General features: G+C 70.6%; 17 protein-coding genes and 1 riboswitch. Of the genes, 9 read left to right on the top strand and 8 right to left on the bottom strand.

The features are described 5' to 3' along the window. Nucleotides 1-87: 87 nt before the first annotated feature. The 3 genes from ACF1BE_RS04795 to ACF1BE_RS04785 are packed head-to-tail and all read right to left on the bottom strand — an operon-like array spanning nt 88 to nt 2109. Nucleotides 88-1236 (bottom strand): cystathionine gamma-lyase, encoded by a 1149-nt coding sequence (locus ACF1BE_RS04795; protein ID WP_392197533.1) that lies wholly within the window; start codon nt 1234-1236, stop codon nt 88-90. Beyond that, nucleotides 1233-1724 carry a low molecular weight protein-tyrosine-phosphatase gene (locus ACF1BE_RS04790; RefSeq protein ID WP_392197532.1) on the bottom strand — a complete coding sequence of 164 codons (492 nt, stop codon included), beginning with the start codon at nt 1722-1724 and terminating at the stop codon, nt 1233-1235. The genes ACF1BE_RS04795 and ACF1BE_RS04790 overlap by 4 nt, the downstream gene beginning before the upstream one ends. 7 nt (nt 1725-1731) lie before the next feature. Next, a complete protein-coding gene (locus ACF1BE_RS04785; protein WP_392197531.1) occupies nt 1732-2109 on the bottom strand; it encodes a phage holin family protein in 378 nt (125 codons plus the stop codon). Nucleotides 2110-2181: 72 nt separating this feature from the next. Between ACF1BE_RS04785 and ACF1BE_RS04780 the strand changes: the two genes are divergently transcribed. The 4 genes from ACF1BE_RS04780 to ACF1BE_RS04765 all read left to right on the top strand — a co-directional run bounded on the left by ACF1BE_RS04780 (nt 2182) and on the right by ACF1BE_RS04765 (nt 4463). Next, nucleotides 2182-2499 carry a cupin domain-containing protein gene (locus tag ACF1BE_RS04780; RefSeq protein ID WP_392197530.1) on the top strand — a complete coding sequence of 106 codons (318 nt, stop codon included), beginning with the start codon at nt 2182-2184 and terminating at the stop codon, nt 2497-2499. 133 nt (nt 2500-2632) lie between these two features. Next, the gene (locus ACF1BE_RS04775; protein ID WP_392197529.1) at nt 2633-2845 is read left to right on the top strand and encodes a DUF5326 family protein; all 213 of its coding nucleotides are present in this window, start codon (nt 2633-2635) and stop codon (nt 2843-2845) included. A gap of 196 nt (nt 2846-3041) precedes the next feature. After that, nucleotides 3042-3926: an IclR family transcriptional regulator gene (locus ACF1BE_RS04770; protein WP_392197528.1), complete on the top strand. Its 885-nt coding sequence runs from the start codon at nt 3042-3044 to the stop codon at nt 3924-3926. A 99-nt stretch (nt 3927-4025) separates the two neighbouring features. Further along, a complete protein-coding gene (locus tag ACF1BE_RS04765) occupies nt 4026-4463 on the top strand; it encodes an SsgA family sporulation/cell division regulator (protein ID WP_356819159.1) in 438 nt (145 codons plus the stop codon). A gap of 103 nt (nt 4464-4566) precedes the next feature. On the opposite strand, the gene ACF1BE_RS04760 is transcribed toward ACF1BE_RS04765, so the two are convergent. Next, nucleotides 4567-5961 carry a YibE/F family protein gene (locus tag ACF1BE_RS04760; RefSeq protein ID WP_392197830.1) on the bottom strand — a complete coding sequence of 465 codons (1395 nt, stop codon included), beginning with the start codon at nt 5959-5961 and terminating at the stop codon, nt 4567-4569. Between the two features lie 80 nt (nt 5962-6041). Further along, a riboswitch (TPP riboswitch) is annotated at nt 6042-6218 on the top strand. Here ACF1BE_RS04760 and thiC point away from each other — a divergent pair. After that, on the top strand, nt 6211-7995 hold the full coding sequence (gene thiC / locus ACF1BE_RS04755) for a phosphomethylpyrimidine synthase ThiC (protein ID WP_392197527.1): 1785 nt from the start codon (nt 6211-6213) through the stop codon (nt 7993-7995). It overlaps the preceding riboswitch by 8 nt. A gap of 102 nt (nt 7996-8097) precedes the next feature. Here the strand turns inward: thiC and ACF1BE_RS04750 are convergent, their stop codons facing one another. The 3 genes from ACF1BE_RS04750 to ACF1BE_RS04740 form a co-directional block, all read right to left on the bottom strand. Further along, nucleotides 8098-8967, bottom strand: a complete 870-nt coding sequence (locus tag ACF1BE_RS04750; protein WP_392197526.1) for a hypothetical protein — start codon at nt 8965-8967, stop codon at nt 8098-8100. Between the two features lie 179 nt (nt 8968-9146). Then, nucleotides 9147-10226 (bottom strand): metallophosphoesterase, encoded by a 1080-nt coding sequence (locus ACF1BE_RS04745; protein ID WP_392197525.1) that lies wholly within the window; start codon nt 10224-10226, stop codon nt 9147-9149. Between the two features lie 295 nt (nt 10227-10521). After that, nucleotides 10522-11634, bottom strand: a complete 1113-nt coding sequence (locus ACF1BE_RS04740; RefSeq protein ID WP_392197524.1) for a LacI family DNA-binding transcriptional regulator — start codon at nt 11632-11634, stop codon at nt 10522-10524. Between the two features lie 452 nt (nt 11635-12086). On the opposite strand from ACF1BE_RS04740, the gene hisC reads away from it, so the two are divergent. From hisC to cydD, 4 genes are all read left to right on the top strand, one after another. Beyond that, the gene (gene hisC / locus ACF1BE_RS04735; protein ID WP_392197523.1) at nt 12087-13166 is read left to right on the top strand and encodes a histidinol-phosphate transaminase; all 1080 of its coding nucleotides are present in this window, start codon (nt 12087-12089) and stop codon (nt 13164-13166) included. A 453-nt stretch (nt 13167-13619) separates the two neighbouring features. Then, nucleotides 13620-15128 (top strand): cytochrome ubiquinol oxidase subunit I, encoded by a 1509-nt coding sequence (locus ACF1BE_RS04730; RefSeq protein ID WP_392197522.1) that lies wholly within the window; start codon nt 13620-13622, stop codon nt 15126-15128. A gap of 15 nt (nt 15129-15143) precedes the next feature. Further along, a complete protein-coding gene (cydB, locus tag ACF1BE_RS04725) occupies nt 15144-16163 on the top strand; it encodes a cytochrome d ubiquinol oxidase subunit II (protein ID WP_392197521.1) in 1020 nt (339 codons plus the stop codon). A 59-nt stretch (nt 16164-16222) separates the two neighbouring features. Then, nucleotides 16223-19837, top strand: coding sequence for a thiol reductant ABC exporter subunit CydD (cydD, locus tag ACF1BE_RS04720; protein ID WP_392197520.1), 3615 nt, complete (start codon nt 16223-16225; stop codon nt 19835-19837). A 44-nt stretch (nt 19838-19881) separates the two neighbouring features. On the opposite strand, the gene ACF1BE_RS04715 is transcribed toward cydD, so the two are convergent. After that, nucleotides 19882-20772, bottom strand: a complete 891-nt coding sequence (locus ACF1BE_RS04715; protein WP_392197519.1) for an HAD-IIB family hydrolase — start codon at nt 20770-20772, stop codon at nt 19882-19884. Nucleotides 20773-20824: the final 52 nt, after the last annotated feature.

Here is a 20824-nt window from a genome sequence, read left to right as displayed (position 1 = left end):
GCCGGGGCCCGAAGCGTCACCTGCCACCGCAACATCCGGCGCGCCCCTTCGGGGCCACTCCGCACCTGGGCGACGGTGCCGTCCGGCTCAGTCCGCGGACTCGTCCAGGGCGCGCAGGACGTCGGTCACGAGATCCTCGGGGTCCTCGGCGCCCACGGACATCCGGATGAAGCCCTCCGGGACCGCGTCCCCGCCCCAGCGGCGCCGACGTTCGGCCGTCGACCGCACTCCGCCGAAGCTGGTCGCGTCCTCCACCAGACGCAGGGCCTCGAGGAAACGCTCGGCACGCGCGCGCGTGGGCAGGGTGAAGGAGACGACACAGCCGTAGCGGCGCATCTGCTGTGTGGCGATCTTGTGGGAGGGGTCGTCGGGCAGCCCCGGGTAGCGCAGGCCGGAGATCTCGGGCCGCTGACGCAGCACCTCGGCGAGGGCGAGCGCGGTGGCGTTCTGCCGGTCGACACGCATCTGGAGCGTGGCGATGGACCGGTGCGCGAGCCAGGCCTCCATGGGCCCGGAGATCGCCCCGACGATCTTGCGCCAGCGGCGTACGGCGGCCATCGCCTCGGCGTCCCGGCCGGTGACGTAGCCCAGCAGGACGTCACCGTGGCCGGTCAGCTGCTTGGTGCCGCTGGCCACGGAGAAGTCGGCGCCCAGCTCCAGCGGGCGCTGCCCGAGCGGGGTGGCGAGGGTGTTGTCGACGGCCACCAGAGCACCACGCGCGTGTGCCGCCTCCGCGAGCCGGCGGATGTCGCAGACGTCGAGCCCCGGGTTCGACGGGGACTCGATCCACAGCAGCCGGGCGCCGTCGAGCACGTCCAGCTGGGCGTCGCCGCCGGTCGGTGCGGTGCGCACCTCGATGCCGTACGCCTCCAGCTGGGCGCCCACCATCGGCAGCACCTGATAGCCGTCGGACGGCAGCACGACCGCGTCACCCGAGCGCAGCTGGGAGAACAGCACGGCGGAGATCGCCGCCATCCCGGAGGCGAACACCAGGGTCTCGACGTCCTCCCGCCCGGGTGCCTCCAGCTCGCCGACGGCGCGCTCCAGCAACGTCCAGGTGGGATTGTCGTCCCGGCCGTACGCGTACGGTCCCGTCACATCGCCGGGCAGATGGAAGTGCGCCGCGAACACCGGTCCGGGATGGGTCGGCTCGTGCTTGACCGGCTCGGGCAACCCTGCCCGTACCGCGCGCGTGCCGTCGCCGGCGCGGCCCTCGTCCTTGGTGGCGTCGCTCATGCGGCCCGTCCCTCCAGCTCTGCTCGTACGGCGGCGAGCAGCCCCGTGCTTGCCGACTCCACCATCTCAAGACACCGCTCGAAGCCGTCCCGGTGTCCGTAGTAAGGATCGGGTACGTCGAGGTCGTCGCCGGCGGTGGGGTCGTACGAGCGGAGCAGGCGGACCTTGCGCGCCTCCTCCCCGGTCGGCGCCAGGCGGCGCAGGGCCCGGAGGTGACCGGAGTCGAGGGCGATCACGAGGTCGAGACGGGCGAACCACGACGGCTCGAACCGACGTGCGACGTGCTCACCGTCGTAACCGTGCTCCTCCAGGACCGAGACGGTGCGCGGGTCGGCGTGCTCGCCCTCGTGCCAGCCGTCGGTACCGGCGCTGTCGACCGCGACCAGGCCCTCGAGTCCGGCCTCCACCACACGTGCGCGGAAGACGGACTCCGCCATCGGGGAGCGGCAGATGTTGCCGGTGCACACGAAGCAGACGCGGTAGGTCATGGCGGGCTCAGTCCTCGTCGGGCAGGACGAGGTGCAGGGCCCAGGAGACGATCGAGATGATCAGGCCGCCGAGCACGGCCGTCCAGAAGCCCTCCACGTGGAAGCTCAGATCGAGCTTGCCGCACAGCCAGGAGGTCAGCAGCAGCATGAGCGCGTTGACGACCAGGGTGATCAGGCCGAGCGTCAGGATGAACAGCGGCAGGGTGAGTAGCTTCACAACCGGCTTGACCAGCCAGTTCACCAGACCGAAGATCAGCGCGACGACGACCAGCGTGCCGGCCTTCTTCGCGGTGCTGTCACCCGTGAGGGTGATCTTGTCGAGCAGCCACACGGCGACCGCCAGGGCGCCCGCGTTGGCGATCGTCTTGACTACGAAATTCTTCATGTGTCTGATCGTGGCAGACCGTACGGTCGGCGAGCAGGGGCACGGGCGAGCAGTGAGGCGAAGGCGGCGGCGATGAAGGCATTCCGGCTGGACGAACTGGAGGCGGAGCGCGCCGCCCACGAGGGTGCCTACCTTCAGTTCCTGCGCGAGCGGAACATGTCGGTCGGCCTGTACGCCCTCGACGCGGGTGGGCACGACCCGCAGAAGCCCCACCACCAGGACGAGGTGTACTTCGTCGTCAGCGGCCGGGCGTCGATCACGGTCGGTCCGGAGACGACGCAGGTGGCGCGGGGGAGCGTCGTGTACGTGCCGGCCGGGGTGCCGCACAGGTTCCACCACATCAGCGAGGACCTCAGGGTTCTCGTCGTGTTCTCTCCGCCCGAGGCGTGAGCCCGGACCCCGGACTCCCTAGGGGACGGATCAGGGGAGGACAAGGGATGCGCGACCGCCGTCCGGCCCCTTCACGGCCCTAGCATCGGGTGCAGGACATCAACAGCGCACGAGAACACGAAGGACGAGGACGATGCGGGAGATCTTCGCGGGAATGCCGTGGTGGGTGAAGTGGGTCGCGGTGCCGGTCATCGCCCTGGTCGTGTTCGGCGGCCTCATAGCGACCGTCGTCGGGTTCGTGATCGGCCTGCTGTTCAAGGCGCTGGTCTTCGTCGCCCTGGTCGCCGGACTGATCTACGTCGTACGCAGGTTCATGACGAGCTCCTCGTCGCGCAGCGACTGGTGAGCCCGAAGGGGCCCGGCGGCCGGTGACGGGGCCACCGGTTCCCTCGGGGGAGGGAAGTTTCCCCGCGAGCCGTCTGCACGCGGTGGCCGACGGTTAGAGTCCGGAACTCCCCACGGGTCCGGCCCCGTGGGTGGCGCAGACCCCCCTCCGTGCTCTTCCCCGCACGGGCTGCCCCCTCGCGCTACGGGAGTACCCCTTGGCCACGGTCGACACCGCACCGGCAGAACCCCACGCCCCCCTCGTCCCGCCGCGCTCGTGCGAGCCGCCCGCCCAGCGACCGGCCCCCCTGGCCGTCCCCGGGCAACCCACGGCCGCCGCCCCGGGACCACCGGCCGGCGCGACGCTCATCGGATCCGTCCAGCGCGCCATGCGCCTGCTCGAGGCCGTCGCCGCCCGCGCCTACGGGGCCCCCGCCAAACAGCTCGCCCGGGAGACGGGCCTCGCGCTGCCCACGACGTACCACCTGCTGCGCACCCTGGTGCACGAGGGCTATCTGTACCGCGAGAAGGGGCTGTTCTTCCTCGGCGACGCCGCCGCGCGGCTCGCGAGCAGCGGAGCACAGCAGAAGCGTCGCAGCTCGGTGGCGGACATACTCGCGCACTGGCGGGATTCGATCGGTGTACCGGTGTACTACGCGATGTACCGGGATGGCGAGATCGACGTGATGTGCGTCTCCGACTCCCGCGAGGCACCCGCGGTCGAGGAGTGGGCCGACTTCCGCGAGACCGGCCACGCCCATGCCATCGGGCAGTGCCTGCTGTCCCAGCTGGACGAGGACGCCCGGCGCGACCACCTCGCCCGTTACCCGGCCGAGCCCCTCACGCCGTACACGGTGCGGGATCACGGCGCGCTGCTGCGGCGGCTGGCCCGGACACGGCGGATGGAACTGATGGTGGAGCGTCAGGAGTACACGCTCGGGACGGTCTGTGCGGCGGTCCCCATCACGGTCGGCACCACCGCGGCCACCATGGCCATCTCCCTGCCCGCCCAGCGGGCCGACCGGTTGCTGCCCGCCGCCCGCCGGCTCCAGACGGAGATCGGGCGGCACGTCGGGTCACTCACGCTCTCTATCAGTATGTGAAAACTTACTCCTTGTGATCTGTTGCGCACTTTCAGCAAGATTTGACCATGGCTAAAGGGATCAATCCCGGCCAGTCGACGTCATACGACGGGGTAGGCGATGCGCGAGTCCGTACAGGCAGAAGTCATGATGAGCTTTCTCGTGTCGGAGGAGCTCTCCTTTCGCATCCCGGTGGAGTTGCGCTACGAGACCTGTGATCCGTACGCGGTGCGGCTCACCTTTCACCTGCCCGGTGACGCCCCGGTGACCTGGGCCTTCGGACGCGAGCTGCTGATCGACGGGGTCGGGCGCCCCTGTGGGGAAGGTGATGTGCGCATCGCTCCGGCCGATTCCGAAGTGCTGGGCGAGGTGCTGATCCGGCTTCAGGTCGGCGGGGACCAGGCGCTGTTCCGTTCGTCCGCGCCGCCGCTGGTGGCCTTCCTGGACCGGACGGACAAGCTCGTGCCCCTCGGTCAGGAGGGCGCGTTGGCCGACTTCGACGCCCATCTGGACGAGGCCCTGGACCGCATCCTGGCCGAGGAACAGAGCGCCGGCTGAAGGTCCGGGCCACGAGACGCCGACGCACCGTCAGCTCACCCGCGTTCGTGCAGGAACGCTTCTGCAACCGGTGGGCGGCATCGCCGCCCACACCTCACCGAGCTCACCGCTTCCGACGCCGGCCCCGGCCGCCGCGCGCCGGTGCGGGCCGTCCCGCGGCCGGCACCGGGGCAGCCGGCCCCGGCCGGTCGGCCGAGACCACCAGCGCGGCCAGCGCGGTGGTGACCGGTACCGAGGCGACCAGGCCGATCGACCCCACCAGCGTGCGCACGATCTCCTCGGCCACCAGTTCGCTGTTGGCCACGGTCCCCACGCTGCTCTGCGCGATCGAGAACAGCAGCAGCAACGGCAGCGCGGCGCCGGCGTAGGCGAGCACCAGCGTGTTGACCACGGAGGCGATGTGATCGCGGCCGATACGGATGGCCGCCCGGTACAGCCCCCGCCAGCCCATCGCCGGGTTGGCCTCGTGCAGCTCCCAGACGGCGGATGTCTGCGTCACCGTCACGTCGTCCAGGACGCCGAGCGAGCCGATGATGACGCCGGCCAGCAGCAGACCGCTCATGTCGATCGACGGATACAGACCGTGGATCAGACCGGTGTTGTCGTCCGTGTTGCCGGTCAGCGCGGACCAGCCGACGAACAGCGAGCCGAGCAGGCCGATCAGTGACAGGGAGATCAGCGTGCCCAGTACCGCCACCGACGTACGGGCCGACAGGCCATGGCACATGTACAGCGCGATCAGCATGATGGCGCTCGCTCCCACCACGGCCACGACCAGCGGATCGGAGCCCTGGAGGATGGCGGGCAGGATGAACAGGGTCAGCACCAGGAAGCTCACCGCCAGGGCGACCAGGGCCATGACACCGCGCAGCCGGCCGACCACGACGACGGCGACGGCGAAGATCCCCGCGAGCAACGCCATGGGGAACGTGCGGCTCACATCGGTCACCGAGTACTGGAGGTTCCTCGGTGCCGAGGGCTCGTAGGCGACGACGACCTTCTCGTCCTGGTGCAGCTGCCGCGTCTGATCCGGCTGCACGATCTCGGTGAACGTACGGCCCTTGTCCTCGCCGGTGTCGACGCGGACGGTCGCCTTCTTGCAGCTTCTGCCGGCCTCCTGCTTCCCAGGGGCGCCCCCGGTGACGGCGGGGGCACCGGTGGGGGCGCCGCCGGACGCGTGCACCGACGCGCAGCTGACCTCGGTCACCCGGGTGACCGTGGCCTGCTGGGTCTGCCGGTCGAAGCCGACGCCGGTGCGCGGGTGGGACGGGGCTCCGCCGGGCCAGAGCACCACGAGACCGACGACGACCGCCACGGTGAACGGGATCAGGATCGCCGCGATGACCTTCCGTAGATGCTGGGAGACCGGAGCGGCCGGGCCGTGGCCGTGCGCGTGACCGTGGTGGCCGCCCTCGCCGGTTCTGTGGCCGTGCGCGTGGTCCTGCCCCGGGCCGTCCATGCGGGGTCGATCGGGCGGCTGGTGGGGGTATTGCTCCATCCTGGTCACCGCCCGATCATCGCAAGAACGGTGGGGGCCCACTGTTCACCGTGGCCCCCGTAACGCTAGCGTGGAGGCACCTTTGCACACGCGGGAGCTCGGAGCACCGGGCTGAGAGGGCGCTGACCTCCGTAGACGCGATGTTTCACGTGGAACCAACAGGTGCCACGCAGGACATCGGCACACGGGAATCGCTGCGTCGACCGCCGAACCTGTTACCGGGTAATGCCGGCGTAGGGAGTAGGTCCGATGACCAACAAGGACGCACGCACGCCTGCCTCCGTTCGGGACGAGAAGTCCGAGGAGGCCGGGAAGTCCATCGGCTGGCACAAGGCGTACGTCGAGGGCTCGCGCCCCGACCTGCGCGTGCCGGTCCGTCAGGTGCACCTCACCAATGGGGAGTCGGTCACGCTGTACGACACGTCCGGGCCGTACACCGATCCGCTCGCCGACACGGACGTCCGCAGGGGCCTGTCACCGCTGCGGGAGAACTGGATCATCGCCCGCGGGGACACCGAGGAGTACGCGGGCCGTCCTGTCCGTCCCGAGGACGACGGGGTCAGGCACACCTCGCCGCGCGGCGGGCTGCGCAACCTGGACGCGGTCTTTCCCGGCCGCCCGCGTCAGCCGCGGCGAGGCCGGAGCGGCCGGCCGGTGACGCAGCTCGCGTACGCCCGACGGGGCGAGATCACGCCGGAGATGGAGTTCGTGGCCATCCGGGAGAACGTCTCTGCCGAGGTGGTACGCGAGGAGATCGCGGCGGGCCGAGCCGTGCTGCCGGCCAACGTGAACCACCCGGAGATCGAGCCGATGATCATCGGCAAGCGGTTCCTGGTGAAGGTGAACGCCAACATCGGCAACTCCGCGGTGACGTCCTCCATCGAAGAGGAGGTCGAGAAGATGACCTGGGCGACCCGCTGGGGCGCCGACACGGTCATGGACCTCTCCACCGGCCGCAACATCCACACCACCCGCGAGTGGGTGCTGCGCAACTCCCCCGTCCCCATCGGCACGGTGCCGCTCTACCAGGCACTGGAGAAGGTCGACGGCAGGGCCGAGGAGCTGACCTGGGAGATCTACAAGGACACCGTCATCGAACAGGCCGAGCAGGGCGTGGACTACATGACCGTCCACGCGGGCGTCCGGCTGGCGTACGTCCCGCTCACCGCCAACCGCAAGACGGGCATCGTCTCGCGCGGCGGTTCGATCATGGCGGCGTGGTGCCTGGCGCACCACAAGGAATCGTTCCTGTACGAGAACTTCGAAGAGTTGTGCGAGATCCTCGCCGCCTACGACGTCACGTACTCGTTGGGCGACGGGCTCAGGCCCGGTTCGATCGCGGACGCCAACGACGAGGCGCAGTTCGCGGAACTGAGGACGCTCGGGGAACTCAACCGCATCGCCAGGCGGTTCCATGTACAGACGATGATCGAGGGCCCCGGGCACGTCCCGATGCACAAGATCAAGGAGAACATCGACCTCCAGCAGGAGATCTGTGATGAGGCCCCGTTCTATACGCTCGGCCCGCTGACCACGGACATCGCGCCGGCGTACGACCACATCACCTCCGGCATCGGTGCCGCGATGATCGCCTGGTGGGGCACGGCGATGCTCTGCTACGTCACGCCCAAGGAGCACTTGGGCCTGCCCAACCGGGACGACGTCAAGACCGGTGTCATCACCTACAAGATCGCCGCGCATGCGGCCGACCTCGCCAAGGGGCACCCGGGCGCTCAGCAGTGGGACGACGCGCTGTCGGACGCCCGTTTCGAGTTCCGGTGGGAGGACCAGTTCAACCTCGCCCTGGACCCGGACACGGCACGGGAGTTCCACGACGAGACCCTGCCCGCGGAACCCGCCAAGACGGCTCACTTCTGCTCCATGTGCGGGCCGAAGTTCTGCAGCATGAAGATCTCGCAGGACATCCGGCGCGAACACGGTGGCGACCGGGCCGAGATCGAGCAGGGGATGGCCCAGAAGTCACAGGAGTTCGCGGCGGCGGGCAACCGGGTGTACCTGCCGGTCGCCGACTGAAAGGCGCGGTGAACCCGCCGCGCCGGCCGGGCCCGTGAGGGGACGGCTGGTGCGGCGGGCCGGAGTCGTCCGGCGCACGAGAGGGAACCGCCGCGGATGCGGTCAGTCGGGCTGGTGCTCCGGGCCGCCGTAGTCCGGGCTCGTGTAGTCGGGACTGGTGAAGCTCGGGCGGCCGGTCTCGGTGCCGTCGTCCCCGGGGCTGCTGAAGCCGGGGCGGTCGTAGCCCAGGCGCGGGATGCGCCCGGTCGGCGCGGCGGGCGGGGCCGTGTGGCGCACGGCGGGCGGCCCCGGTTCGGTGTGCGCCTCCCGCAGGAACGGCAGGATGCCGCGCTCCAGCAGTGCCTCCCGCCACGCCTCTCTGGCCCTGGCCAGCTCCTCGTGCGCCGCCTCCTGGGCGCGGGCCTCTGCCGAGGTGCTGTTGCGCAGGGCGGTGAGCAGCAGTCCGACGGCGGCGACGAGGATCCCGGCCGCCGTCAGAGCGCCGAACACCCAGCCGGTGGTGAGCATGGTCCGGGCGAAGGCATGCCCGGGATCCAGCACCTTCAGGATGTAGCCGACGAGCAGGAAGAGGACGGCCGCGGTTCCGGAGAGGAGGGGAGCGAGGACGGCGATGACGGCGACGGCGCCCGCACCGGTGTTCTCGGCGGCCCCCCCGAGGGCGGTGGCGAGGTCCGTGGTGTCCGGGCCCGGTTCGACCGCGCCGGGGCTGCCGGCGGCGGGCTGGACGGACAGTGCCGGGTGACGCAGTTCGTCGCGGACCTTGACGTAGTGCTGGTACTCGGCCGCCGCGGCTGCCGTGATCAGGGCGCTGGCGCTTCGTGCCATGGTGCGCAGTTGTTCGGGACTGAGCCGCTGACCCACAGCGGCCAGTTCCGGTCGGTCGGGTGCGGAGCGCAGCGCCTCATCGAGGAGCCGCTCGAAGTCCTGGCGGTCCTCGCTCTGAAGGTGCTGCGGAACGGCGTTCATGTGCATCCCCCGGTGCTCCGTAGGGCTGGGGCTCGCACGCCGGCGAGCCGTCGGGCAGAAACGGAGGGGAGCCTGCTACGGATAAGCCGATGGTAGAGCCGGTACGGCGCACGGTGACAGGGGTTGCCGGAAATTGCGTCCCGGCCTGCGCTTACGCGGCCGGGTGACCCATGCCCGGGGAACGGTCAGTCCTCCAGGGGAAGTTGCTGGACCAGAAGCTTTCCGGCCATGGTCACTCCGCCGTCCATGGCGATGGCGAGGCCGTCGGCGTAGACGTGCGGTCCGACGACGGCCGGGCCGGTGCCCTCCTCGCCCTCCTCGGAGCCGACCTCACCGAGGAGGTAGGGAATCGGGCTGTGCCCGTGAACCACCCGGGTGCCGCCGTACGTATCGAGGAGGGAGCGGACGGCGTCGGCGCCGCCTTCGTCACGGAAGGAGAAGCGCTTGGTGAACTTGCGGAACAGGTCCCAGACCTCGTCGGCGTCGTTGCGGGTCAGGGCCTCGCGGATGGTGTCGTTGACCGCCTCGATCGAGTCGCCGTAGTCGAGGTAGGCGGTGGTGTCGGAGTGGATGAGCAGATACCCGTCGACCTCCTCGACGGCGTCGAGGCGGGCCATCCACTGCAGATGGTGGTCCTGGAGGCGGTCCATGTCGGTCTTCTGGCCGCCGTTGAGCAGCCAGGCCGCCTGGAAGGTGGCGGTGCCCGCACCGGAGTTGACGGGGGTGTCGCCGAACCGCTTGGCGCCGAGCAGCAGCAGCTCGTGGTTGCCCATGAGGGCTTTGCAGTAGCCGCCGGCCGCGGCGGCCTCGGCGGACAGCCGCATGACGAGGTCGATGACGCCGATGCCGTCGGGGCCTCGGTCGGTGAAGTCACCGAGGAACCACAGCCGGGAGGTGCCGGCGCACCACTGGCCCGAGGCGTCGACCAGGCCCTGCGTCTGCAGGGCGGTCATCAGTTCGTCGAGGTAGCCGTGGACGTCACCGACGACGTAGAGCGGTCCGGGACCGGTGACGGGCTCCGGTGCCGGGGCGGCCGCGGCGGGCTCGACGGGGACCTGGAGGGTGTCACCGGGGCCGATGACGGGCAGGTCACGCTGGGTGGGGGTGTAGCCCTCCGGGTACGCCTCGCCGGTGAGCGGTTCGGTATCGCCCGGGTGGATGCCGTGGACGTACGGACCGGTCTCGTGGACGTACGCGGGTACCCGGAAGTCGCGTAGCGTCGCCGTCCGCTCCACCTCGGGTCCCTGACCGGCCCCCTGAGTCATCAGACCCCTCCACCATCGCGCCGCATCTGCACCGCTTCGGACTGCCTGGTCGCAGCGGTCCACGGTGTCGTGGGCCCATCATAGGAATGCGCGTAGCGCCATGTGATGACCCAGGGGTGCTGAATCGGAACAAGACTCCGGTTCACCGCGGCTTTCGCCCCGTTTGGGCAGGTGTTCGGCAGGCCGTCGGGCGACCGGAGTGCCGGCCGGCCACGTACGGGCCGGCGCGGACCCCGCCCCCGCCGGGGCGGCCCGGGCTCCCCGTCCACCCGGGCCCCGGGGTGCCGCTCCGGCGTTACGTGTCGTCCGGCGTACGGGGCGGGCTGACCGTCGTGCGCGGTGGGCGTCGCTGGGACGAGGTGCGCACGATCAGCTCGGTCGGTATCACCTGCTCGACCGGCCGGTCGCCCTGGACGCCCTCGATGGCATCGATGAGCAGTTGCACCACCGCCGTGCCGATGCGGCGTGGCTTCAGGGAGAGCGTGGTGATGGGCGGATCGGTGCTGGCGTACACGGTCGACTCGCTGCAGCACACCACCAGCAGGTCCTCGGGAACGCGCAGTCCGTAGCGGCGGGCGGCGGCGAGCAGGTCGGTGCCGTTGGGGTCGAACAGGCCGTAGACGGCGTCGGGGCGGTCGGGGCGGGCGAGCAGCCGGTCGGCGGCGACGGCACCGGCGCACGGATCGTGCGCCGGGTAGGCCTCGTAGACGGGTTCCTGGCCGACCCGTTCGCACCAGCGCAGGTAGGCGGAGGTCGACAGGTGGGTGTACGTGTCCGTCGAGGTGCCGGTGAGCAGGCCGATCCGGCGGGCGCCGGAGTCGGCGAGGTGGTCCAGGATGTCGAGTACGGCGGCGGCGTGGTCGTTGTCGACCCAGGCGGTGACGGGGAGCGCTCCGGCCGGGCGGCCGTCGGAGACGACGGGCAGTCCCTGCCGCACCAGTTCGCTGACCACGGGATCCTGGTCGGAGGGGTCGATGACGATCGTGCCGTCGAGGGCGACGTTGGACCAGACGTCGTGGCGGGAGGTCGCGGGCAGGATGACCAGGGCGTAGCCGCGGGCGAGCGCGGCCGAGGTGGCGGCCCGGGCCATCTCGGCGAAGTAGGCGAACTCCGTGAAGGTGAAAGGTTCATCCCCGTACGTCGTCACGGTGAGGCCGATCAGTCCGGACTTGCCGGTACGGAGGGTACGGGCGGCGGCCGAGGGGCGGTACCCCAGCCGGTCGGCGACCTCCCGGACATGGCGGCGGGTGGCGTCCGGGAGCCTGCCCTTGCCGTTGAGGGCGTCGGAGACGGTCGTGATGGAGACCCCGGCTGCGGCGGCGACGTCTCTGATGCCGGCCCGTCCGGGCCGGTTGCCTCGACGTGAGATTTCCGCGCGGCTCACCTGGTGCTTCCCTGCTGCTGTCATGGCGAGCCGATAGTAGGGCTCATGCGGTGGGGTAGTGCGGACGCATATGCACGCGTTGACAGGCACGTTTCTGCATGGTCATACGGAGCCAACTCCCTCGAAAAGCAAGGTAGTTGAGCGATCTAATGGTACGACGTGACGTGTCGACGCGGGTGGACCTGCCGAGGGTCCGATGTCTCGAAGAGGTCTCAACTCACCTTCACGGGGGACGCGCGCCACGGCGCGAGCTACCGGCGCGTAGATATATGTACGGCGCGCCCCCCGAAACGCACGCCTTCGTGCGGTGATGCCGGGGATGCCGCTGGGCCGGGCGAGGTTCGTCCTGTTTGCGGACCGCGCTCGCACACCTGCTCGTCCCGCGCCTGTACGCAGGGGCGCCGAATCCTCTTAAGGTGAGGAGTATGGGAAGCCGGCGGCGTGATGGTCCGCCGGTGGTCGCGAGGAGGACTGCGGTGAGCGAGACGAACCCCAAGCTGCGCGTCGAGCTGGAGGGGATCCCCACCTACAAGCCGGGCAAGCCGGCCGCGGCCGGCGGACCGGTCGCCTACAAGCTGTCCTCCAACGAGAACCCGTACCCGCCGCTGCCCGGCGTGCTGGAGAGCGTGTCCGCGGCGGCCTGCACGTTCAACCGTTACCCGGACATGGCCTGCACCGGGCTCATGAACGAGCTGTCGGACCGTTTCGGCGTCCCGCTCTCCCACCTGGCCACCGGGACCGGCTCGGTCGGGGTCGCCCAGCAGCTGGTCCAGGCCACCAGCGGGCCGGGCGACGAGGTGATCTATGCCTGGCGGTCGTTCGAGGCGTACCCGATCATCACGCAGGTCAGCGGCGCCCGGTCGGTGCAGGTGCCGCTGACGCCGGGTGATGTGCACGACCTGGACGCGATGGCGGACGCGATCACCGACCGGACGCGGCTGATCTTCGTCTGCAACCCCAACAACCCGACCGGCACGGTGGTACGGCGGGCCGAGCTGGAGCGGTTCCTCGACCGGGTGCCCGGTGACGTGCTGGTGGTGCTGGACGAGGCCTACCGCGAGTTCATCCGGGATGCCGAGGTGCCCGACGGCGTCGAGCTGTACCGGGAGCGGCCCAATGTCTGCGTCCTGCGCACGTTCTCCAAGGCGTACGGGCTCGCCGGGCTGCGCGTCGGTTTCGCGATCGCTCATGAACCGGTGGCGGCAGCGCTGCGCAAGACGGCGGTGCCGTTCGGGGTGAGCCAGCTCGCGCAGGAGGCGGCGATCGCCTCACTGCGGGCCGAGGACGAGCTGCTGGGCCGGGTGGGCTCGCTCGTGTGTGAGCGCACGCGTGTGGTCGACGCGCTGCGGGGCCAGGGCTGGACGGTGCCGGAGACGCAGGCCAACTTCGTGTGGCTGCGGCTGGGGGAGCGTACGGTCGCGTTCGCACAGGCCTGTGAGCAGCACGGTGTGGTGGTCCGGCCGTTCCCGGGCGAGGGTGTGCGGGTGACGGTCGGGGAGACCGAGGCGAACGACATCTTCCTCAAGGCGGCGGAGGCGTTCCGCGGGGAGCTGTAGCCCACCGCTGTTCTCTCTTCCTCGATCGTCTCCACAGGGACAGGGCCGCCGTTCCGTACGGTCGCCAGGACGCCGGCGTCCCCGTCCGCGCTGCCGAGGACGTCGCACCGGCTGGTGAGGCGGCGCTCCCCCCGGAAGTCATTCCGGGGGGAGCCCCAGTCCTGCGAGATCGGCGTGGGGCTATAGGGCCGGCGAGCGCGTTGCCGTCCGTCCAGAAGGCGTCCGTGCCCGGTCCCAGCGTCTGCCGGGCGTCCGTCGCCTGCGTCGAGGGCCGCGGTGATGTGGCCCGCGGGCCTGGAGATGAGGGACCCCCCTTCGACGGCCGAAAATCTGTGCGTCATAATGGCTTGTGAATGTGAACGCATTCACAAGAGCGTCCCGATTGCTCCGGTACGCATGCGACAGACCGGGCAAGTCGCCGTTGCACCACGGCGTAGTAAGGAGAGTGACGACGTGGACCTGGCTCTGGCGCCGGAGACACTGGCGCGCTGGCAGTTCGGCATCACCACTGTCTACCACTTCCTGTTCGTCCCGCTGACGATCTCCCTGGCCGCCCTCACGGCCGGGCTCCAGACGGCCTGGGTGCGCACGGAGAAGAAGAAGTACCTCAGGGCGACGAAGTTCTGGGGCAAGCTCTTCCTGATCAACATCGCGATGGGCGTGGTCACCGGCATCGTGCAGGAGTTCCAGTTCGGTATGAACTGGTCGGACTACTCGCGGTTCGTCGGCGACATCTTCGGTGCTCCGCTCGCCTTCGAGGCGCTGATCGCCTTCTTCTTCGAGTCCACCTTCATCGGCCTGTGGATCTTCGGCTGGGACAAGCTGCCGCAGAAGATCCACCTGGCCTGCATCTGGATGGTCTCGATCGGAACGGTGTTGTCGGCGTACTTCATCCTCGCGGCCAACTCCTGGATGCAGCACCCCGTCGGCTACCGGATCGACAAGGCGAAGGGGCGGGCGGAGCTGACCGACTTCTGGGCCGTGCTGACCCAGAACACCGCCCTCAGCCAGGCTTTCCACACCCTGTCCGCCGCCTTCCTCACCGGTGGGGCCTTCATGGTGGGCGTCTCCGCCTACCACCTGGCCCGCAAAAAGCACGTCCGCGAGATGAAGACCTCGCTGCGGCTGGGCCTGATCACCGTGGTCATCGCCGGTCTGCTCACCTCGGTCAGCGGTGACGTGCTCGGCAAGGTCATGTTCAAGCAGCAGCCGATGAAGATGGCCGCCGCCGAGGCGCTGTGGGACGGCCAGAAGCCGGCACCGTTCTCGATTTTCGCCTACGGAGACGTCGACAAGGGCCACAACACCGTGGCCGTGGAGATACCCGGCCTGCTGTCCTTCCTCGCCGACGACAACTTCACCTCGTACGTCCCCGGCATCAACGACGTCAACAAGGCCGAGCAGCAGAAGTTCGGGCCCGGCGACTACCGGCCCAACATCCCGGTGGCCTTCTGGGGCTTCCGCTGGATGATCGGCTTCGGCATGGCCTCCTTCGCCATCGGCCTGGCCGGGCTGTGGCTGACGCGCAAGAAGTTCATGCTGGCGCAGCACCTCAGGGTCGGTGACGACGAGGTACCCCACCTGGTGCTTTACCGGAACAGGGCTCTGGGACCAGAGCTCACCCGCTGGTACTGGCGCATCGCGGTGTGGACCCTGGCCTTCCCGCTCATCGCCAATTCCTGGGGCTGGATCTTCACCGAGATGGGCCGCCAGCCGTGGGCCGTCTACGGCGTCCTCCAGACCCGGAACGCGGTCTCCCCCGGTGTCTCGCAGGGTGAGGTCCTCCTTTCGATGACCGTCTTCACCGCGCTGTACGCGATCCTCGCCGTCGTCGAGGTGAAGCTGCTCGCGAAGTACGTCAAGGCCGGCCCGCCCCAGCTGACCGAGGCCGACCTCAACCCGCCCACGAAGATCGGCGGCGACACCCGTGACGCCGACAAGCCGATGGCCTTCTCGTACTAGGCCGAGGGAACAGTCATGGAACTTCACGACGTCTGGTTCGTCCTGATCGCCGTCCTGTGGACCGGCTACTTCTTCCTGGAGGGCTTCGACTTCGGAGTCGGCATCCTCACCAGGCTGCTGGCCCGTGACCGGGCCGAGCGCCGGGTGCTGATCAACACCATCGGTCCCGTCTGGGACGGCAACGAGGTGTGGTTGCTCACCGCGGGCGGCGCGACCTTCGCCGCGTTCCCGGAGTGGTACGCCACCCTCTTCTCCGGCTTCTACCTGCCCCTGCTCCTCGTTCTGGTCTGCCTGATCGTCCGGGGCGTCGCCTTCGAGTACCGGGTCAAGCGACCGGAGGAGAACTGGCAGCGCAACTGGGAGACGGCGATCTTCTGGACCTCGCTGCTCCCGGCGTTCCTGTGGGGCGTCGCGTTCGGGAACATCGTCGGGGGCGTGCGGATCGACCGGAACTTCGAGTATGTCGGCAGCGTCTGGGATCTGCTCAACCCCTACGCCCTGCTCGGTGGCCTGGTGACGCTGACGCTTTTCACCTTCCACGGGGCGGTGTTCACGGCGCTCAAGACCGTCGGCGACATCCGGGTGCGGGCACGGAAGCTGGCCCGGTGGGTCGGACTTGTCACGGCCGTCGCGGCGCTGGCGTTCCTGCTGTGGACACAGGCCGACAGCGGTGACGGCAAGAGCCTGGTGGCCCTGATCGTGGCGGTGACCGCTCTGGTGGCCGCCCTCATGGCCAATCAGCTCGGGCGTGAGGGATGGGCGTTCGCGCTGTCCGGCATCACCATCGTGGCCACCGTGGCGATGCTCTTCCTGTCACTCTTCCCGAACGTCATGCCGTCCACCCTCGACAGCGACTGGAGCCTGACGGTCACCAACGCCTCGTCGAGCCCGTACACCCTGAGGATCATGACGTGGTGTGCGGCGATCGCCACGCCGATCGTCCTGCTGTACCAGAGCTGGACCTACTGGGTGTTCCGCAAGCGGATCGGCACGCAGCACATCGCACCCGACGCCGCTGCCGGCACCGCGCACTGAGTCCGCCGAGGGTGTGTTTCACGTGAAACACACCTTCAGGACCGAAGGGCCTGTTTCACGTGAAACCAATCGACCCACGCCTGCTGCGATACGCCCGCGCCACCCGGTTCTTCCTCGTGGCGGTCGTCGTCCTGGGTGCCGTCGGCGCGGGGCTGGTCATCGCCCAGGCGATGCTCGTCGCCGAGATCGTCGTCGGCGCGTTCCAGCACGGCAGATCGGCAGCTGACCTGGGCACCCCCCTGCTCCTGTTTGCGGCCGTGGCCGTGGGGCGGGCGGTTCTCGCATGGCTCACCGAACTCGCCTCCCACCGGGCGAGCGCGGCCGTGAAGTCGGAGCTGCGCGGTCGGCTCCTCGAGCGGGCGGCGGCGCTCGGGCCCGGCTGGCTGAGCGGACAGCGGACCGGATCCCTCGTCACCCTGGCCACACGTGGGGTCGACGCCCTGGACGACTACTTCTCGCGCTACCTCCCTCAGTTGGGGCTCGCGGTGGTCGTGCCGGTGGCGGTGCTCGCCCGGATCGTCACCGAGGACTGGGTGTCGGCGGCGCTCATCGTCGCCACGTTGCCGCTCATTCCGCTCTTCATGATGCTGATCGGTTGGGCGACCCAGTCGCGGATGGACCGTCAGTGGCGCTTGTTGTCCCGGTTGTCCGGACACTTCCTGGACGTGGTGGCGGGGTTGCCCACGCTGAAGGTGTTCGGCCGGGCCAAGGCGCAGGCCGCGTCCATCCGGCGAATCACCGGGGAGTACCGGCAGGCCACGCTGCGGACGCTGCGGATCGCGTTCCTCTCCTCGTTCGCGCTGGAGCTGCTCGCCACGCTGTCCGTCGCGCTGGTCGCCGTGACGATCGGGATGCGGCTGGTCCACGGCGAGATGGATCTGTACGTCGGGCTGGTGATCCTGGTGCTGGCGCCCGAGGCGTATCTGCCGCTGCGACAGGTGGGTGCGCAGTACCACGCGGCGGCGGAGGGGCTCGCCGCCGCGGGGGAGATCTTCACCGTGCTGGAGACGCCGGTTGCGGAGCCCGGGACCGGCGTGGTGCCCGCGGGCGCGGTGGCCCTCGCCGGTGTCACCGTGCGCTATCCCGGGCGCTCCGAGGACGCCGTGACCGGTGTGTCCTTCACCGTGGAGCCCGGGGAGACCGTCGCCCTGGTCGGACCGAGCGGAGTGGGCAAGTCGACGCTGCTGAGCGTGCTGCTGGGGTTCGTACGGCCCAGTGAGGGCCGGGTACTGATCGGGGGAGCCGATCTCGCCGGGCTGGATGTGGCGGAGTGGCGGTCGCGGATCGCCTGGGTGCCGCAGCGACCGCACCTGTACGCCGGGAGCATCGCGGAGAACGTACGGCTCGCCCGGCCCGAGGCGGACGATGCCGCCGTACGGCGTGCGCTGCGGGACGCGGGGGCGTGGGACTTCGTGACGGCGCTGCCCGACGGGGTCGACACCGTGCTCGGGGAGGACGGGGCGGGGCTGTCGGCGGGGCAGCGGCAGCGGTTGGCGTTGGCGCGGGCGTTTCTCGCGGACCGGCCCGTGCTGTTGCTGGACGAGCCGACGGCCGCGTTGGACGGGGCGACGGAGCGGGAGGTCGTCGCCGCGGTGCGGAGGCTCGCCGTGGGGCGGACCGTGTTGCTCGTCGTGCATCGGCCGGCGTTGTTGGAGGTGGCCGACCGGGTGGTGCGGCTGGGCGGCGGCGGACTGGTGACGTACCCGGCGGACAGCCGGTCACCGAGGGGGCTCAGCGCCCCGGACACCGCCCTTCGCCCACCCGCCACCCGACTCGGTGAACTACGGGACGAGCCCGGGGTGGCTGGGCTCGGTCGGCCTGCGGGTGTGCCGGTGGACGCCGGATCAGCTGGACTTGCCGGGCCCGCGCCGGCGGGGGCTGGGCCCGGCGGGATGGAAGTGCGCGGGGTTCTTGGCCGGGTGCTGCGGGGTGGTGGGGCCTGGCGCGGACGGATGGGGCTTGCCTGGGTGCTCGGGAGTCTGGCCGTCGCGAGTGCTGTGGGGCTGATGGCGACCTCCGGGTGGCTCATCTCGCGGGCCTCGCAGCAGCCGCCGGTGCTGTACCTGATGGTGGCCGTGACCGCCACGCGGGCGTTCGGGATCGGGCGGGCCGTCTTCCGGTACGCCGAGCGGCTGGTGTCGCACGACGCCGTCCTGCGGATACTGGCCGACACCCGGGTCGCGGTCTACCGGCGTCTCGAACGCCTCGCCCCCGCCGGACTGCGTACCGTGCGCCGCGGCGATCTGCTCACCCGGCTGGTCGCGGACGTGGACGCGTTCCAGGACTACTGGCTGCGCTGGCTGCTGCCCGCCGTGGTCGCCGTGACCGTCTCGACGGCCTCCGTCGGCTTCACGGCCTGGCTGCTCCCCGAGGCCGGGGCCGCTCTCGCGGTGGGCCTGCTCGCGGCCGGCGTGGGTGTTCCCCTGCTGACCGCTCGCGTGGCCCGGCGGACCGAGCGGCGGCTGGCCCCCGCCCGGGGAGTGCTCGCGACCCGCGTGACCGACCTCCTGACCGGCACCGCGGAGCTGACCGTCGCCGGCGCGCTGCCCGGTCGTGCGGCCGCGGTCCGGCGAGCCGACGGCACCCTCACCCGGATCGCCGCGCGGGCCGCCACCGTCACCGGGCTCGGTGACGGGCTGACCGCGCTGGTCTCCGGGCTGACCGTCACGGCCACCGCACTGCTCGGGGCCCAGGCGGTGGCGGCCGGCCGGCTCGGCGGCGTGGCGATGGCGGTGGTCGCACTGACACCGCTGGCGGCGTTCGAGGCCGTCCTCGGGCTGCCGCTCGCCGTGCGTCACCGGCAGCGGGTGCGGCGCAGCGCGGAGCGCGTGTACGAGGTCCTGGACGCACCCGAGCCCGTACATGAGCCCGAGCGGCCCCGGCAGGCGCCCGCCTCGCCGTTCCCGGTGGTCGTCAAGGGGCTGAGCGCACGGTACCCGGGACAGCGGGGGGAGGCGCTGGCCGGGCTGGACCTGACCCTGGAGCGGGGCCGCCGGGTGGCGGTCGTCGGCGCGTCCGGTGCCGGCAAGTCGACCCTCGCCCAGGTGCTGCTGCGGTTCCTGGACCCGGAGGCGGGCTCGTACACGCTCGCCGGTGTGGACGCGTACGCGCTGGCCGGTGACGACGTGCGGCGGCTCATCGGGCTGTGCGCCCAGGACGCCCACCTCTTCGACAGCTCGGTGCGCGAGAACCTGCTGCTGGCCAGGAAGGACGCCACCGAGGCCGGTCTGCGCGAGGCGCTGGCCCGGGCCCGGCTGCTGGACTGGGTGGACTCGCTGCCCGACGGTCTGGACACGCTGGTCGGCGAGCACGGGGCGCGGCTGTCCGGCGGACAGCGGCAGCGGCTGGCGCTGGCCCGCGCGCTGCTGGCGGACTTCCCCGTCCTGGTGCTCGACGAGCCCGCCGAGCATCTGGACCTGCCGACGGCGGACGCGCTGACCGCCGACCTGCTGGCCGCCACGCAGGGCCGTACGACCCTGCTGATCACCCACCGGCTGGCGGGGCTCGACGCGGTGGACGAGGTGCTCGTGCTCGACGCGGGCCGGGTGGTACAGCGGGGCCCGTACGCGCGGCTGATCACCGAGGAGGGGCCGCTGCGGGAGATGGCCCGGCGGGAAGCGGAGACGGCGACCCTGGTGGGGGCCACGGCTGTCACGGTCGGAAGCCGCGGGTAGCCGGTCCTGCCGGGAGCCGGGGGTGGAGATCGGGGAGCGGGGAGCTACGGGGTGTGGTTCGTGAGCAGTTCCTCGATCACCACCGCGACCCCGTCCTCGTTGTTGGCGACCGTACGGCCCGACGCGGCGGCGATGACGTCCGGGTGGGCGTTGCCCATCGCGTACGACTGGCCGGCCCAGGTGAGCATCTCGACGTCGTTGGGCATGTCCCCGAAGGCCACGACCTCCTCGTGCGAGATGCCGCGCTCGGCGCAGCACAGGGCGAGCGTGCTGGCCTTGGACACGTCGGAGCCGCTCAGTTCCAGCAGGGCGCTGGGGCTGGACCGGGTGACGTTGGCGTGGTCGCCGACGGCGAGACGGGCCAGGGTGAGGAAGGCGTCGGGGTCGAGCGACGGGTGGTAGGCGAGGATCTTCAGGACGGGCTGGTCGGCGTCCGGGCCGTCGGGCGCGAGCAGCTCCTCGGCGGGCCGGAGGTTGTCGGGGATCTCCATGTGCAGCTTGGGATAGTCCGGCTCCTGGTGGAAGCCGTACGTCTGCTCCACGGCGAACACCGTGCCGGGTGCCGCCTCGCGCAGCAGCCGTACGGCTTTCATGGCGTTCTCCCGGAACAGCTCGCGTACCTTGACGAACCGGTGGGTGCCGGGGCCGCCGTGCAGGTCGACCACGGCGGCGCCGTTGCCGCAGATGGCCAGGCCGTGGCCGTGGACGTGATCGCTGACCACGTTCATCCAGCGGGCGGGGCGGCCGGTGACGAAGAAGACCTCGATACCGGCCGCCTCGGCGGCGGCCAGCGCGGCGACGGTCCGAGGGGAGACCGACTTGTCGTCGCGCAGCAGGGTGCCGTCGAGGTCGGTGGCGATCAACCGCGGCCGGATGGCGGCGGACGGGGTCCCGGGCTGTCTGGTCGCTGAGGTCACCTGGTCATTCTCGCGCATATGCCTGCACGGTCGTGCGGAAGTGCACACGGATGAGACGCAGATGACGCTC

Source organism: Streptomyces sp. NPDC014991, from assembly GCF_043080665.1.
Lineage (GTDB): Bacteria > Actinomycetota > Actinomycetes > Streptomycetales > Streptomycetaceae > Streptomyces.
This window is presented reverse-complemented; position numbering and strand designations above follow the sequence as displayed.

Coding starts and splice junctions, on each gene's coding strand:
- ACF1BE_RS04795 (WP_392197533.1), bottom strand. CDS start 1,236: ATGAGCGACGCCACCAAGGACGAGGGCCGCGCCGGCGACGGCACGCGC.
- ACF1BE_RS04790 (WP_392197532.1), bottom strand. CDS start 1,724: ATGACCTACCGCGTCTGCTTCGTGTGCACCGGCAACATCTGCCGCTCC.
- ACF1BE_RS04785 (WP_392197531.1), bottom strand. CDS start 2,109: ATGAAGAATTTCGTAGTCAAGACGATCGCCAACGCGGGCGCCCTGGCG.
- ACF1BE_RS04780 (WP_392197530.1), top strand. CDS start 2,182: ATGAAGGCATTCCGGCTGGACGAACTGGAGGCGGAGCGCGCCGCCCAC.
- ACF1BE_RS04775 (WP_392197529.1), top strand. CDS start 2,633: ATGCGGGAGATCTTCGCGGGAATGCCGTGGTGGGTGAAGTGGGTCGCG.
- ACF1BE_RS04765 (WP_356819159.1), top strand. CDS start 4,026: ATGCGCGAGTCCGTACAGGCAGAAGTCATGATGAGCTTTCTCGTGTCG.
- ACF1BE_RS04760 (WP_392197830.1), bottom strand. CDS start 5,961: ATGGAGCAATACCCCCACCAGCCGCCCGATCGACCCCGCATGGACGGC.
- thiC (WP_392197527.1), top strand. CDS start 6,211: ATGACCAACAAGGACGCACGCACGCCTGCCTCCGTTCGGGACGAGAAG.
- ACF1BE_RS04750 (WP_392197526.1), bottom strand. CDS start 8,967: ATGCACATGAACGCCGTTCCGCAGCACCTTCAGAGCGAGGACCGCCAG.
- ACF1BE_RS04745 (WP_392197525.1), bottom strand. CDS start 10,226: ATGACTCAGGGGGCCGGTCAGGGACCCGAGGTGGAGCGGACGGCGACG.
- ACF1BE_RS04740 (WP_392197524.1), bottom strand. CDS start 11,634: ATGACAGCAGCAGGGAAGCACCAGGTGAGCCGCGCGGAAATCTCACGT.
- cydB (WP_392197521.1), top strand. CDS start 15,144: ATGGAACTTCACGACGTCTGGTTCGTCCTGATCGCCGTCCTGTGGACC.
- ACF1BE_RS04715 (WP_392197519.1), bottom strand. CDS start 20,772: ATGCGCGAGAATGACCAGGTGACCTCAGCGACCAGACAGCCCGGGACC.